The sequence below is a fragment of the Segeticoccus rhizosphaerae genome (genome assembly GCF_009192725.1).
Lineage (GTDB): Bacteria > Actinomycetota > Actinomycetes > Actinomycetales > Dermatophilaceae > Segeticoccus > Segeticoccus rhizosphaerae.
Genome location: NZ_VOHR01000003.1, coordinates 1 through 14091 on the forward strand (window position 1 = coordinate 1; position 14091 = coordinate 14091).

Here is a 14091-nt window from a genome sequence, read left to right on the forward strand (position 1 = left end):
CACTGCCGGCCCGCGACGTCGTCTACGACACCGGTCAGCCGCCGGTCGTGCCCGCGCGCTCCGGCCCGATCCGGCTCGCGGTCAGCCGAAGCCGCCCGCCGGAGTTCGTCACCGCGCTGGCCGAGAAGCTGGATGCGGTGCTCGTGCCGATGGGCTCGGCCGGCGTCAAGGGTATGGCGGTCGTCACCGGCGAGGCCGACGCCTACGTCCACGCGGGTGGCCAGTTCGAGTGGGACTCGGCCGCCCCGGTCGTGGTGGCCCGGGCCGCCGGGCTGCACACCAGCCGGATCGACGGGTCACCGCTCGAGTACAACCGTGAGGACCCCAAGCTGCCCGACCTCGTGATCGCTCACCCGGACGTGGCGGAGGAGGTCCTGGCCGCGATCGGCACGCTTCAGCAGGGTTAGGCGCCGGCGACGTGTCGCCACCCAGCATGCCGGGCTGTGATGAGCCTGATTTCCGTATGGCGGGCGCGGTCGCCTAGGATTGGCAAGTTGCCTCGGCGAGGGAGACTGCACGGGCCGGACGGTCTGGCAGATCCGTGATCGACGCGGTGGCGCAGGACCGGTGTCCTGCGCGTCCGCACGTGTGATCACTCCCGTGCCGGCCCCCGCGTCGAGGCCCCATGCACCATCTTTCGTGAACCTTTCGTGAACGCAGACCTGGTGTCGGCCGAAATCGGCGGACGCCCGAATCGTAGGAGAGCCACCGTGCCTGAGTACACCAAGCTGACCGCCGAGCTCCGCACCGAGTTCGGCAAGGGCGCCGCCCGCCGCATCCGCCGGGCCGACAAGGTCCCCGCCGTCATCTACGGCCACGGGGCCGCGCCGCTGCACGTGACCCTCCCCGGCCACGAGACCATGCTGGCGCTCAAGCAGTCCAACGCCCTGCTGCAGATCGTCGTGGACGGCAAGGAGCAGCTCGCCCTGGCCAAGGACGTCCAGCGCGACGTCATCAGGCGCTTCATCGAGCACGTCGACTTCGTGACCGTCAAGAAGGGCGAGAAGGTCAACGTCGAGATCGCCGTGCACATCGAGGGCGAGGCTGCTCCGGACACCCTGGTCAACGTCGACCTCCAGGAGATCGAGCTGGCCGTGGACGCGACCAACATCCCGGAGCGGATCGTGGTCAGTGTCGAGGGTCTCGGGGTGGGCGCCCGCATCCTGGCCGGCGACCTGGCCCTGCCCGCTGGCGCGGAGCTGCTGACCGACCCGGAGTACCTCGTGGTCGGCATCTCCCAGACCATCTCCGAGGAGGCCCTGGAGGCCGAGCTGGAGGAGGCCGAGGCCGAGGCCGGCATCGAGCACGAGGAGCCGGAGGCGGAGGCCGAGGGCGACGAGAAGCCCGCCGAGGGCGACGAGAAGCCTGCCGAGGGCGACGAGTCCTGATCCCTTCGCACCCTGCACTGCCCGAAGGGCCCCGTCCGCGCGGACGGGGCCCTTCGGCATACTGACGAGCACCATGGACAGCTGGCTCATCGTCGGGCTCGGGAACCCCGGGCCGACCTACGCGGGCAACCGCCACAACATCGGTGCGATGGTCGTCGACGAGCTGGCCGCGCGGGCCGGGGCGTCGCTGCGTGCGCACAAGGCTCGGGCACAGGTCGCGGAGGTGCGACTGGGGACGTTGCCCGGCGGGGCGCCGGGACCCCGCGCGGTCCTCGCCCGTCCACTCTCCTACATGAACGAGTCCGGCGGACCGGTGGCCGGGCTCGTGCAGTTCTTCAAGATCCCGCTGGAGCGGATCATCGTCGTGCACGACGAGATCGACATACCGTTCGCCTCGGTGCGGCTCAAGCGCGGAGGCGGTGAGGGCGGACACAACGGCCTGCGCTCCGTCAGCAAGTCGCTGGGGAGCAAGGACTACCTGCGGGTGCGACTGGGGGTTGGCCGGCCGCCGGGTCGGATGGACGCCGCAGCCTATGTGCTCAAAGACTTCTCGGGCAGCGAGCGCAAGGAGCTGCCCTTCCTGATCGGCGATGGGGTCGACGCGGTGGACGACCTGGTCGCGCTCGGTCTCGAGACGACGCAGCAGCGCTTCCACTCCCGTCCCTAGCACCCGTCGTCGCTATTGTCGCTCGGCCGAACGGACTAGGTTGACCAGATCTTTACTGTTTGGCTGCGAACCCATGACCATCACGGCTAGCGTCTCCTCAGGCCTTCAACCAGGGGAGCTGAGCATGACAGACACCGTCGACGTGGGAGCGCAGGTGCCCCACGTGACGAGCCTGCCCGGGCAGCCGGCCGAGATGGTCTCCAGCACCGCCAGCACGGGGCTCCTGTCGCTGTCGCGGCCGCCGTCGCCCCCTCGGCGCACGTGGGCCGTGTCCTATCAACGCACCGCCGTGGTCCTCGACGTCACAGCCGCGGCGCTGTCTGCCGTCCTGGCTGCTCTGCTGTCGGGGGTGCTGTCCGGGCTGTTCGGCGAAGGCCATGAGGCCACCGCGCGCCTGTTCTCCCCGACCTACCTGACCATCACCGTCGTCGCCCCCTTCGCCTGGGTCGCGGGAGTGGCCCTGAGCCGTGGTTACGAGCGCCGGTTCATGGGTGTGGGGACCGAGGAGTTCCGGGCCCTGGCACGGGCGGCAGTGCGGTTGCTGGCAATCACCGGCTTCATGTCGTATGCCGTGTACAGCCAACGCCCGTTCCTCTCCCGCTGGTTCGTGGTCGTGTTCTTCCCGATCCTGCTGGGCGTGGCGCTGCTGCTGCGGTTCGCGCTGCGCAAGCACCTGCATCGACGCCGAAGCCAGGGCAAGTCCCTCCAGCGGACCGTCGTGGTCGGACGTGCGGACTCGGTCATCGGTCTCATCCACGAGCTGCGCCGAGTCCCGAGCCACGGTCTCGAGGTCGTGGCGGCCTGCACGTCGAGCCTCGACCTGGACGCGGAGGAGCCCTCGTCGGTGATCGGTGTCCAGATGTTGGGGAGTGTGCGGACCGCGCTGGACGCAGTCGACCTGGTGGATGCCGAAGTGGTGGTGGTGGCCAGTCACTCCGAGATGACGGGACCGGAGCTCCGTCGGCTGTCGTGGGGCCTGGAATCCCGCAATGTCGATCTCGTCGTGTCGCCGGGCATCATCGAGGTCGCCGGTCCGCGCCTGTCGATCCGTCCGGCCGCAGGCCTTTCCCTCCTCCACGTCGAGCGGCCCACGGTGGACGGCGGGCGGCTGCTGGGCAAGATCATCTTCGACCGCGTGATGTCGGTGCTCATCTCGCTGCTCATCCTCCCCGTCGCCCTCGTCGTGGCCCTGGCCATCAAGGTCGACTCTCGAGGCCCGGTCTTCTTCCGGCAGGACCGGATCGGTGCTCGGGGCGAACCCTTCGAGATGTTCAAGTTCCGGTCCATGGTGGTCGACGCGGAGGCTCGGCTGGCGGACGTGTCTGCACAGGGCAACGATGGCAACGGAGTGCTCTTCAAGCAGCGCAACGACCCCCGGGTCACGCGGGTGGGTCAGTTCATCCGGCGCTACTCGCTGGACGAGTTGCCCCAGCTCATCAACGTGCTCAAGGGCGACATGTCGCTGGTCGGCCCCCGTCCGCCGCTGCGCTCCGAGGTGGAGGGCTACGAGCCGGACGCGGTGCGGCGACTGCGGGTTCGGCCCGGGCTGACCGGTCTGTGGCAGGTCAGCGGCCGCAGCGACCTGTCCTGGGACGAGTCTCTCCGCCTGGACCTGCGGTATGTCGACAACTGGTCGATGATTCTCGACCTGCAGATCCTGTGGCGGACCGCGCGAGCTGTCCTCCGCGGATCGGGCGCGTACTGACAGCCGAAAGGGCGACCCCTGTCTCACATTGTGGTCATCCTTGGTGTGTCGTAAGAGACATTTCAGCTTTTCTGGCAACCGGCAGGACCACCCGGTAAGTACGTGCACCCCGGGCGAGTCGAATTGATGCGCACCGCTTCTGGCGCGGCCCTGGCCTGCGGCTCTGTGGCAAAAGAGGAGAATCTTCCGAACTGAGGTTCGGCTAGCAGAAGTTGAGTCGGTTTGGGTCAAAGTGCAGGTATGGACTTGGCAAATGTGATTTTCGCCACACTCCGTTACCGTCTTGTGATGTGTACTGTGCTCCTCCATGACCGAATTGAGCCGCCGAAGCGTGATCAAACTGGCGTCCGTGGCAGCAGTCGGAGCGGCGGTTTCGTCCCCGCTCCAGGCCCACGCCGCAACACGCGCCACAACCCAAGCAACCGCAACAAACACAGCGTCAGGAGCGCGCTGGCCGGGACATCGACCCGGCAAGATCGTCCTTGGTCTGTCGTGCCAGGGAACCCTGGAGGACACCATGCGGCGGACCGGGCCCGTCGGCCTCTACCGGACCTACTACAACTGGGACGGTGGCCGAGGTGAGAACAACCGGATTCGCAGCGACTACGCGGCCGGACGGCTGTCCTGGATCTCGTTCAAGCCGCCGTCGTCCGCACCAGGTGGCTGGAACCAGGTGTCGTCGGGGCGCTTTGACGCGGATCTGCGCGCCCGGGCTCGCCGTTACGCGAGCCTGCCCGGGCCCATCGTCGTCACGTTCAACCACGAACCGGAGAACGACCGGACGGGCACCGGTGCGGAGTTCGCGCGGGCGTGGTGTCATGTCTACGATGTGATGAAGAAGGAGACCGGGCTCAAGAACGTCGCATCGGTTCCCATCATCGGTGAGTGGACCTTCAACCCGCAGAACCGGCGTCAGGACCCCGCCGACTGGGTCACCGGCCCGATGCTGGATCGCTGCGACTTCCTGGGGCTCGACATCTACCAGAACGCGGGCGGTGCTGGGTACGACGAACGACTGGGCCGCATCCTCGACTGGATGGCGGCGCGCGGCCACAGCGACAAGATGGTCGGCGTCGCCGAGACCGGGACGACGGACGCGTACCGCTACGACCAGCCGGGCGAGTGGTGGACCCAGCAGTGGAAGTGGTCCATCGCCAACACGGACAAGCTCGGCGTCATCTCCTACTTCAACAGCCTGCGGCACAACAACTCGGGCAATAACTGGCTGCTGTGGCAGTCCCAGGCCAAGCTCAACGCCTTCAAGGCATCGCTGCAGTCATCGATGTCCGTCGGCCTCGTGTGACCTTCGTTCCTCGCCCGGCCTCCGCCTGCTTGCTGCGGCCGGGCGAGGACGGCCCCTCCCGCGCAGGGCGAGCAGCTCGTGGAGCCGCAGGACCTTTCGGCACCACCGCAAGCCGACCAGGTAGGCGACGAACCCGACCGCTACGCTGAGGAAGAGGGACCACCAGCCGGTGCCGATCAGTGCCCGTCCGACGACGGGAACTGCGCCGAAGCAGACCGAGGCCAGCACGAGCGCCGTGATCGTGCCGGGTCCGAAGGGATGCAGCCGAAGGAAGACCCCCACCTGCAGGAGCGGTATGACGTTCGCCGCCACGATCGCGACGGCCCACCCGATCGCCGCGCCGGTGATCCCGTGTGAGGGGATGAGCAGCAGGTCCAGGCCGAGGTTGATGGCAAACGCGATCAGGACGTTGACAAGGTTCCAGCTGGTGCGTCCCGCCATGGTCAGGACCATGTCGACCATCCCGCAGGCGGTGCCGAGCAGCATCGAGCTGCAGAGAATGATGACGACCATGGAGCCGGCGTCGTACTGGCTCCCGAAGATGTCAAGGACAGTCGGGGCAAAGACGATCAGCAGCAGGTAGATCGGCCAGGTCAGGCACACGAGCCACGCCGTCGACACCTGGTAGAGCTCGGACGCGGCGCCGACATCCTTGCGGGCCAGCGTCTCGCCGAGGTGCGGCTGGACGCTCTGGGAGACCGCGCCACCGGCCATCTGGCCCAGGGCCAGGAATCGGGTTGCCGCGGCATACAACGCCGCTTCGGGGATGCCGGCCAAGGCGCCCACCAAGACGACGTCGAGACGCTGCATCGCGACCTGGGCCACGCTCGCGAGGGCACGCGGCACACTGAACCGCCAGAAGTCCTTCGTCGGCCGGAACTCGTGGTCCACGGTGGCTCCGCCGGCGCGGACCCTCATCGTGGTCCAGATCCGCCACCCCACCCCCGCGAGGATGACGTACGGGACGGCCCAACCCACCGCGAGGACCGCAGACCTGCCGCCGAACACGATGGCCAACAGCACGAGGCCGACTTGCAGGACCGGCCTGCTCATCTGGTCCAGCAGCGCGTTGATGCGCATGGTGCCGAGCCCGCGGGTGCCGGACACGGCCAGGTTGAGCAGCCCGGCGCATGGGATGAAGATGGCGACCGCACGGAGGTAGCTCGTGAACTCGGCCTCGTGTCCGGAGGCCAGTACGCGTGCCAGGGGTCCGGCGAAGACGAACATGGCCACGGCCATCACCACGCCGACGACTAGCACCGGACGGAGCGCAACCCGCATGTAGGAGGCGTAGCGGTGCAGCTCACCTCGTGCCCGCGCCCCCGAGAGGAAATACACCAGGCCCGTGTTCGTCCCCAGCTGCCCGAGGCTGGTGGCGAGCAGGAACAGCGACGTGACGGAGAAGAAGATACCGGCGGTCGACTGTGACGTGAGCCGGGTCACCAGCACTGTCAGGCCGAAGTTCGCCATGGCCGCCACGACTGCCCCGGCCAGGTTGATGGTGCTTCCCCGCGCGACGCGACTCAAGTCGCGAGGGGGCGGGTGCGATGTGCCGTGCGCGGGTGTCTCGGCGGCGGCACGGGAGGCGACGCCGGACGACCTGTGCTTTGGGGAGCGCGTCGGGGGCGGTTTGATGGGGTTCATGGCTGGCCAGGATCGACGGACGGGGCGGTCCGGCTGGATGGGGGACCGGGAAGGTCGACCAGGGACGAGACCAGTTCATCCAGCTCCGAGAGCAGCCAGGTCACCAGCGGCCCCTTCTTGGCGCCGGCCTCCTCCTGGCCGTCACGAACGTGACGATGTCCGAGGTGCAACAGGTAGAGCACCACGACCGCGGGCGCCTCTGCCGTGGCGACGCGGAACGGCTCCAGGAGCTCGGGCGCTCGCACCGCCAGCTGCCTGATGGCCTCGCTGGGGGTGAGACCGTCTCGTCGGACGGCGTGGTGGAAGGTGAAGTGCAGGGCGTCGAAGCCGATGGGCACGTCACACTCGAATCGCTCCCAGTCCCACACCACGGCGGTGTCGCCCTGGGTCGTCATGTTCCACGGCGTCCAGTCGCCGTGCCAGGCACTCGGGATGATGCGGATCCGGTCTGCGGCGGCGTCGACGCGTTCGGCGAATCCCCACAGCCGGGCGCCGCCTGCACCACTGAGCGACTGCAACGAGGAGAGGAGCCGGCTCCAGTACGGAGACTCGGAGAGGGCCACGGCACGGCCCTCGAAGGTCCGAGCCAGTTCGAGCATGGCGGCCCGCCGGGTCCTGACGCCGGGGTCTCCCGACGCAACGGTGTCCACGGGGCTCAAGAGGAGGTACTCCAGACCGTCCCAAGTTCCGTTCGCGAGGACGCGGGGACTGACCAGATGGTGCAGGTGACGAGCCTCGAGCATGCGCAGCGCCTCGGCCTCCTGGCGGACGAGGCGAGCGGTGAGCTCGTTCCATCCGACCTTGGCGAAGGCGATGGTGCGACCACGGCGATCGAGGAGCTCGAGCACCGGCTTGCGGTTGGCGCGGGGTGGACCAAACCGTGCGGAGGCCGTCAATGGCAGGCGCAAGGAGGTGCTGAGGTGTTGGAGGAGGGAGCCTCTCGCGCCGGGATCCTCGACCGTCACCTGGTGGGGCCACAGTCGGAGTGCCCCGGACTGTCCCGCGATCGCGGCGACGACACCACGAACGGTCGTCGGCAACGAGGACAGGCGCGGCAGGCCACGGAGTGCCGCGGTGGTGACCCGCCGAGGTCCCAGTGGAACGAGGAAGGCCGGGCGCTGGGCCGATGGGAGCGCGGCGTAGCGCGTCGTCTCCCCGGTCCACAAGAGGGCGGAGACGGAGGTCAGGCCGTCCGGGAAAGTGGCGCCGGTCAGATTGCCACTCGGCGCGACGTCCTCCGAGGAGGAGGCCCCCCTCATCCCGCCGTCGGATCGACCGCTCGCGCGGTGACTCGGGCCTCGGCCGAGAGCCCTGTCGGCTCGGCCACCACCGTGTCACCTGCCTCGCCCGAATGGTGGGAGTCGGAACGCCGCCGCCGGCGAGGCGCGGCCGGCGCCACGGCGGCGCCGATCACCGAGGCGCCGAGCCGATCGAATCGGCCGAGGGCGTTGGACACCTGACCATGGGTGGTTCGTCCTTCGGTGACGATCATGAGGGTGTTGTCGCAAGCCGTCGCGGCAGCGTCCCCGTCGGCACTACTGGCCGAGGCCGAGGAGACGATGACGTAGTCGTGGCCCGTGGTGAGCTCCTCGATCACCGTACGCAGGCGGGGGCCTGCGTACAGCTCGCGGGAGGACACCGGCTTGAGGCCTCCTCGCAGGATGGTGAGGCCTCTGGCCTGCGTGAGCACCGCACCGATCGGTGCGTCATCTCCGAGCACGTCGGACAGCCCAGGTCCGGCGGGAATGCCCAGCTCACGCTCGATCGCGTCGTCGCCGGGATCGGCCGCGACGAGCGCGACCTGGAAGTCGGACTTGCGCAGTGCGAGCGCCAGTTGGCTGGCTACCGTTGCGGCGCTCTCGTCCGCGGAGACGCAGGTGACTGCAAGTGAGCCGGGTGCTTGGGCGTTGGCCACCACGCCGGCGCGTAGCCTGCGGTAGGCCTCGAACTCCTGCTCTTCCTTCGCCTCGCTTCCGTGGCGACGCCTCGGTTGGCGACGCAACCGGGCGAAGACGGGGATCCCGGCCATCTCGGGACCGTCCTCGGCGCGCACCAGGTCGCGGCGGCGTTCGCGTGTCACGGCCAGCACGGCTCCCATCAGGCCGCCGAGCAGTGTGGTGACGAGGATGATCAACCACGGGTTCAGTCCGTCGCGGTTGGTCGGCGTCGAGGGTTCGGTGATCACCGAACCCGGGTCGGACGCAACTGCCTGTGCGCCGCTCAGGTCATCGTTGAGGGAAGCCAGCCGGTCGGCATACAGCTGGACCTGCTGGGAGGCATAGGAGCGGGTGTCGGTGCTCTTGACCGCCTCGCTCGAAGCGGTCTTGAGGTCGGCCTGCGCGGCGTCGATCTGCTTCTTCAGGCTGTCGATCTCGGTCTTCTGGGTCGTCGCGGCCCGCTCACTGCGGTACTTCAGGTACGTGTCGGCGAATCCCTGCGCACCCTCCCGGGCCCGGTCTGCCGTGGTGCTGGTGAATTCGATCTGGATGATCTGGGCACCGGTCGGGACCTTCACGTTCAGCTGCTCACCCGGTCCGGGGACCGTGCGGCCCAGCTGTTTGCTGAGCTGGGTCGTGACCGCAGGGATGTCCACCAGGCCCGACTCCGTCGCCATGGCGACGGTCAGCTGGGCGCCGTTGGACGTTGCCGTGTCCTGGGACAACGGGTTGCCCGGCAGCGGCTTGATCAGGATCGCCGATCTCGCGGTGTAGCTCGCTGCTTGGGATCCCGTGTAAGCGACCCCGGCCGCTGCCCCGATGACCAGCATGACCAGAAGCAGTAGCACGTTACGGCGCAGGGCCCCCACGATGAGTGGAGAGCGCGTCTCAACCTCGGATGTATCCACAGACTCGGTAGCCTTCCCCAGTGATCCCGTCAGGATTGATCCCGTCAGGATTTCAGCGTAGAGCGCCGACTGATGCCTTGTGGCCGCTTTCGGCAATCCCGGGCGACGCTTGAACACGGCACGCGCGCAGACGGTTACGATGCTGCTGCCTTCACTACATCGACGATGGGAACACCATGCCCGACCGGGAACTCGGCGGCCCTGTGTCGAGCCCGTCGGCGGCGGGCCGACGCGTCCTCTTGGTGAGCTCGAGCGGGGGACACCTGGCCCAGCTGCTCACCCTGAAGCCGTGGTGGGAGACCCTGGAGAGGTCGTTCGTGACCTTCAGCACCCCGGACGCGGTGTCGCAGCTCGGGGACGAGCAGGTCGACTTCGCCTTTCACCCCACGACTCGTAACATCCCCAACCTGATCCGCAACTTCGGTGTCGCGGCGAAGGTGCTCCGGAAGCGGCGGCCGGACCTGATCGTCTCCACCGGCGCCGCTGTCGCCGTGCCGTTCTTCGTGTTCGGGAGAATCCTCGGGATCCCCACCGCCTACATCGAGGTCTTCGATCGCCTGGACTCCAGGACGTTGACCGGCCGGCTCTGTCGCCCGCTCAGTTCCCTGTTCTGTGTCCAGTGGGAGCGGCAGCAGCGCCTCTATCCCGGGTCGACGCTGATCGGACGGTTGCTGTGAGCTTGTCGATTCTGGTGACCGTGGGCTCCGACTACCACCCGTTCAACCGGTTGGTGGGCGGCGTCGAACGCTGGCTGGGACAGCCGTCCGCCGCGGGACTGGAGGTCTTGTTCCAGTACGGCACGGCCGATCGTCCGGGGCGGGGGGAATGTCACGACTACCTTGCGCACGACGAGCTGATCGACCGACTGAGCTCGAGTGACATCGTCGTGACGCAGGGCGGCCCGATGGGCATCCTCGAAGTGCGGCGGTGCGGACGCATCCCGATCGTCATGCCGCGACTGCATGACTTGGGTGAGGTGGTCGACGACCACCAGGTGGCCTTCTGCCGCCAGTTGGCCAGCACTGGTGACATCGTGCTCGTGGAGAACGAGGACGAGCTGGTCGAGGCGCTGGACAAGGCGGTCGCCGATCCGACCCGCCTGGTGCTGACGGGTTCCACGGGTGATACCGACGCCCGGCCGGCCGTGGAGGCGTTCGCCCGAGCAGTGGAGCTGCTGCCGCCTCGGCGTCGCAACCGGTGGCGCCGCCGCTGACGGCTGTGTGTGCTCAGGCCGAGGTGGGTGCCCACCAGTCGTGCCGTGACGGATGCGTGCCACGCTTCTTGAGGCCAGCCCTGCGTAGCCCGCGGGACGCCACGGCCCGTGCCGAAGAGGTCAGCTCCTGCCGGGCGGTCCGCGCCGACTGCAACATGGAGGCGAGATCCGCCGCCATCACGTCCTGTGTCACCGTGAGCCGGGGAATGGCGTACGCGTCGTCGGCTGGGGTGCTAACGAGATCGCGCACGGCGCACGCGTTCGAGAAACCCAGCTGTTCCACCAGACGCCGGACCGTCGCGTTGGCATACCCGAAGGGGTAGGCGAACGACGTCACTGCTCTCCCGAGGTGATCCTCGAGCAGGGCCTTGGACAGGCCGATCTCGCGGGTCATCGCGCGGCGGTCCAGCAGGTCCATCTGCGGGTGGGAGTGGCTGTGCGCCCCGCACTCCACCCCGTGCCCCGAGATCTCGCGCAGCTGGGACCACGACAGCAGCGACCGGTGGTCCTCCGCCTCGTCGGCCAACCAGGCGCTGCGCCCGCCGACGTAACCTGTGGGCACGTACAGCGTGGCCACCATGCCGTGGCTCGCCAGAGCGGGCAGGGCCGCGTCGGCGAAGTCGGCGAAGGCGTCGTCGACGGTGATCGCCACGAGACGCTCAGGCAAGGGTGTCCCCTGCGCGCGCATCTGCGCCAGGGCGGTGATTGTCGTCGTGGAGTAGCCGAGCGAGTGCAGCGCCGCCAGGTGCTCCGCGAACAGGCGGGGAGGGACGACGAACTCACGGAAGGCGTCCGTCGCCTCCGAGCTCACGCTGTGGTACATCAGCACGGGTACGTGCTGGGGGGAGCCGGTCACCGCACGATCACCACGCCCACCGGCTCCAGGTCCAGCCGGCGCAGGTCGCGCCGCATCCGGGCCAGGTCGTCAGCCCTGGTCCGGGGGGACGCAACGATGACCGCGTGCGAGAAGCCGGTGGACAACGTGGCGAACTCTCGATTGAGCGCCGACGCCGCGCGACAGGCTTCCCGATCACGGTCATCGCCCCAGAACGTGGAGATCGGGCTGTGGTGGGCGAGCGGCTCCGCCAGCGAGGAAACACGGGAACAGTCCTCCACCGATGTGTCCGTTCGCCGCAGGTCCACCCGCCCGATCACGGGCAGGCCGCCGAGGGCGACCGCAGACCCGCGCCGTCCCAGCCGCCGCTTGGACCCACCGGCGTAGAAGGCCCACGTCATCCCGACGAGGAGCCCGAGCATCAGGCCGCTCCCCGCCTTCTTGAGGTATCCATCCCTGGGACGGGCGACCTGGACGCCGCTGGTCACCTCACCGGCGACCGGACGAGTGGCCTGGATCCGGGCGATCGTCGCAGCGGCCTTGCGCTCCTGGAAGACGAGGCCGGCCAGCCGCTTGCGCAGCACCGGGTTGACGTTGCTCCCGGCGTCCGCGACGACCTGCCGAGTGGTGCGGACCTGCTCGGTCAGGGCAGCGTCCTTCTGCTGCATGACCTTCAGGTAGGCGCCACTGCTCGCCTTGATCGACTTGTTCCGGCTTTCGAGAACCGCCGCGACGGCGGCCTCGACCCCCGCCGTCGCACGAACGGCGTCCGTGTCCTGGTAGCGGATGTTGAGGATGCGCGTGTTTGTCTGGGCAGTGATCCTGATCCGTTCCCTGATCTGGGAAGAAGGTTCGTCGCTGCCGATCGCTGAGGCGACCGCCTCCACCACGGGGTCGGAGGTGGCGAGCTGGGCTTCGCTGTCCATGGACAGCGAGCGCACGCCAGGGAGGGCGCGTGCCTCGCCGGGGAGGAACACGGACTGCCGGGCGAAGACCGGCGGACCCTGCCAGGCCTGCAGGCCCGCACCAGCGGCCCCGCCGATCGCCGCGAGCAGCACGATGGGCACGAGACGTCTGTTGATGGGGTTGGTGAGCTCACTGAGCGGGCGGTCGATCGGAGCCGCTGGCCGGCGGTTGCGCAGCCGCGGCGCGCGCAACCATGCACCATGGCGCTCGGCGCGTTCTCGCCACAGCAGCCCGACCGCGATCATGCCGAGGAACAGTCCGGGCCCGACGGCGCCGTAGACGGGCATGGTCACGAACTGACAGACGAGGACGCACAGTCCGGCGATCGCCGTCGGCGACGTGAGCCGGATGTGGGCCCAGGCCTGGATGAGCATGAATCCCAGGTAGAGGAGGGTGCCGACCAAGCCGGTCGCGAAGAGCAGGAGCCACAGCTGGCCCTGGGTACCGAGTGGGGGAGGCGAACACTTCGGGCACTGGGCCGTCGCCCCGGCGGCGATCGAGACGAAGTTGCCCTGCACGTCACGGGTGCTGCCGAAACCGATCACCGGGGACCCGCTCAGGGCGCTCTCCGCGGTAAGGGTCCCGAGGTTGGTCCGGCCCTGGTTGCTGTGTGGGGTGTGGATCCGGTCGGTGATCAAGGACCCGAGCGGTGACACCGCGACGAGGCCACCGCCGAGCGCGAGACACACCAGCAGTGTCAACAGGGCGCGCCCACGTCCGATCAGCGCCAGTCGAACTGCCACGAACAGGCCGCTCGCGATCAGGGCCAGCCACATGCCGCGGTTGAGCGAGGACACGATGGGGATCGCGGCCAGCGCCAGGACCGCGGGCGCGGCCCAGCGACGCCAGCCGGCGTCACGGCGGAACCACTCTAGGACCAGGAACGGCATGGTGCAGGCGATTGCCAGGCCCCACTCATTGGTGAAGGTGAAGGGCGCGCTCGGGCGCGGTTCGGCGTAGCCCAGGAAGTCCTGGATCTGTGCGGTCGCCGGATGGATGAGGCTCCTGACGAATCCGTTCGAGGCCAGACCGTGGGGCAGGAGCATCTCCAGCACAGACGGGAACTGCAGGTGGGGCAGGAACACCCCCAGCAGACCGCCGCCCACCAGCACGAGGAACAGGTAGCTCAGAGCCCGGGTGATCCGACGAGTGGGAAGCGTCTTGCGTGTGTTGCCGACGTAGAGCAACGCGACCGTCGCGCACAGGTACCAGAGGGCGCGATAGGCGAACGTCACGTAGCGAGCGCTGCTGTTGCCGGGCACCGCACCCGGTGCGTCCACCTGCAGCACGAAGACGCCACTCACCAGCCAGACGAGGAAGAGCAGCCACGTGCCGAAGCCCTGGGGCACCCGGATCTGCCGCTGCCGCACCAGGTGCAGCAACATCGGGACGCTGAAGATGAGGAACGCGAACTCCTGCAGGCCAAGCAGCCACCACAGCGGCATACCGGCGAACAGGGCGACCAATGGCCAACCGGGCCGGAAGAACTTGAAGCTCGCCCGCACGGGTCGGCTTCTCTGTGGCA

The 14091-nt window shown here is 68.5% G+C and carries 12 protein-coding genes and 1 pseudogene; 8 read left to right on the forward strand and 5 right to left on the reverse strand.

The window, feature by feature from the left end; all coding sequences use genetic code 11:
- The 6 genes and pseudogenes from FRW57_RS00625 to FRW57_RS00645 form a co-directional block, all read left to right on the forward strand.
- Positions 1 to 407, forward strand: a 407-nt coding sequence (locus FRW57_RS00625; protein ID WP_338055332.1) for an inositol monophosphatase family protein, incomplete at its 5' end; no start/stop codon positions are given.
- Between the two features lie 303 nt (positions 408 to 710).
- Positions 711 to 1388, forward strand: coding sequence for a 50S ribosomal protein L25/general stress protein Ctc (locus FRW57_RS00630; RefSeq protein ID WP_137119932.1), 678 nt, complete (start codon positions 711 to 713; stop codon positions 1386 to 1388).
- A 73-nt stretch (positions 1389 to 1461) separates the two neighbouring features.
- Entirely contained in the window at positions 1462 to 2055 is a 594-nt protein-coding gene (pth, locus tag FRW57_RS00635) for an aminoacyl-tRNA hydrolase (RefSeq protein WP_152185012.1), read from the forward strand.
- 124 nt (positions 2056 to 2179) lie between these two features.
- A complete protein-coding gene (locus FRW57_RS00640; RefSeq protein ID WP_162308113.1) occupies positions 2180 to 3760 on the forward strand; it encodes a sugar transferase in 1581 nt (526 codons plus the stop codon).
- A gap of 307 nt (positions 3761 to 4067) precedes the next feature.
- Positions 4068 to 4145, forward strand: a pseudogene (locus FRW57_RS24955) (twin-arginine translocation signal domain-containing protein); the annotation flags it as partial.
- A gap of 132 nt (positions 4146 to 4277) precedes the next feature.
- On the forward strand, positions 4278 to 5063 hold the full coding sequence (locus FRW57_RS00645; protein WP_238384460.1) for a hypothetical protein: 786 nt from the start codon (positions 4278 to 4280) through the stop codon (positions 5061 to 5063).
- On the opposite strand, the gene FRW57_RS00650 is transcribed toward FRW57_RS00645, so the two are convergent.
- From FRW57_RS00650 to FRW57_RS00660, 3 genes are all read right to left on the reverse strand, one after another.
- Positions 5037 to 6590, reverse strand: coding sequence for a lipopolysaccharide biosynthesis protein (locus FRW57_RS00650; protein WP_162529206.1), 1554 nt, complete (start codon positions 6588 to 6590; stop codon positions 5037 to 5039). The genes FRW57_RS00645 and FRW57_RS00650 overlap by 27 nt on opposite strands.
- A gap of 113 nt (positions 6591 to 6703) precedes the next feature.
- A complete protein-coding gene (locus tag FRW57_RS00655) occupies positions 6704 to 7966 on the reverse strand; it encodes a hypothetical protein (protein WP_152185014.1) in 1263 nt (420 codons plus the stop codon).
- Positions 7963 to 9492, reverse strand: coding sequence for a hypothetical protein (locus FRW57_RS00660; RefSeq protein ID WP_152185015.1), 1530 nt, complete (start codon positions 9490 to 9492; stop codon positions 7963 to 7965). The genes FRW57_RS00655 and FRW57_RS00660 overlap by 4 nt, the downstream gene beginning before the upstream one ends.
- 236 nt (positions 9493 to 9728) lie before the next feature.
- Here FRW57_RS00660 and pssD point away from each other — a divergent pair, with 236 nt between their 5' ends.
- Positions 9729 to 10229, forward strand: a complete 501-nt coding sequence (gene pssD, locus FRW57_RS00665; protein ID WP_137119925.1) for a PssD/Cps14F family polysaccharide biosynthesis glycosyltransferase — start codon at positions 9729 to 9731, stop codon at positions 10227 to 10229.
- Positions 10226 to 10765: a glycosyltransferase gene (locus FRW57_RS00670; protein WP_162308110.1), complete on the forward strand. Its 540-nt coding sequence runs from the start codon at positions 10226 to 10228 to the stop codon at positions 10763 to 10765. Before pssD ends, FRW57_RS00670 begins: the two co-directional genes overlap by 4 nt.
- A gap of 13 nt (positions 10766 to 10778) precedes the next feature.
- On the opposite strand, the gene FRW57_RS00675 is transcribed toward FRW57_RS00670, so the two are convergent.
- Both FRW57_RS00675 and FRW57_RS00680 read right to left on the reverse strand, forming a co-directional pair.
- Entirely contained in the window at positions 10779 to 11621 is an 843-nt protein-coding gene (locus tag FRW57_RS00675) for a polysaccharide deacetylase family protein (protein WP_137119923.1), read from the reverse strand.
- Positions 11618 to 14071: a hypothetical protein gene (locus tag FRW57_RS00680; RefSeq protein WP_152185016.1), complete on the reverse strand. Its 2454-nt coding sequence runs from the start codon at positions 14069 to 14071 to the stop codon at positions 11618 to 11620. The genes FRW57_RS00675 and FRW57_RS00680 overlap by 4 nt, the downstream gene beginning before the upstream one ends.
- Positions 14072 to 14091 lie beyond the last annotated feature (20 nt).

What these genes read in the sequence shown, in the direction of transcription:
- FRW57_RS00640 (WP_162308113.1), top strand. Translation starts at nt 2,180, where the DNA reads ATGACAGACACCGTCGACGTGGGAGCGCAGGTGCCCCACGTGACGAGC.
- pth (WP_152185012.1), top strand. Translation starts at nt 1,462, where the DNA reads ATGGACAGCTGGCTCATCGTCGGGCTCGGGAACCCCGGGCCGACCTAC.
- FRW57_RS00655 (WP_152185014.1), bottom strand. Translation starts at nt 7,966, where the DNA reads ATGAGGGGGGCCTCCTCCTCGGAGGACGTCGCGCCGAGTGGCAATCTG.
- pssD (WP_137119925.1), top strand. Translation starts at nt 9,729, where the DNA reads ATGCCCGACCGGGAACTCGGCGGCCCTGTGTCGAGCCCGTCGGCGGCG.
- FRW57_RS00645 (WP_238384460.1), top strand. Translation starts at nt 4,278, where the DNA reads ATGCGGCGGACCGGGCCCGTCGGCCTCTACCGGACCTACTACAACTGG.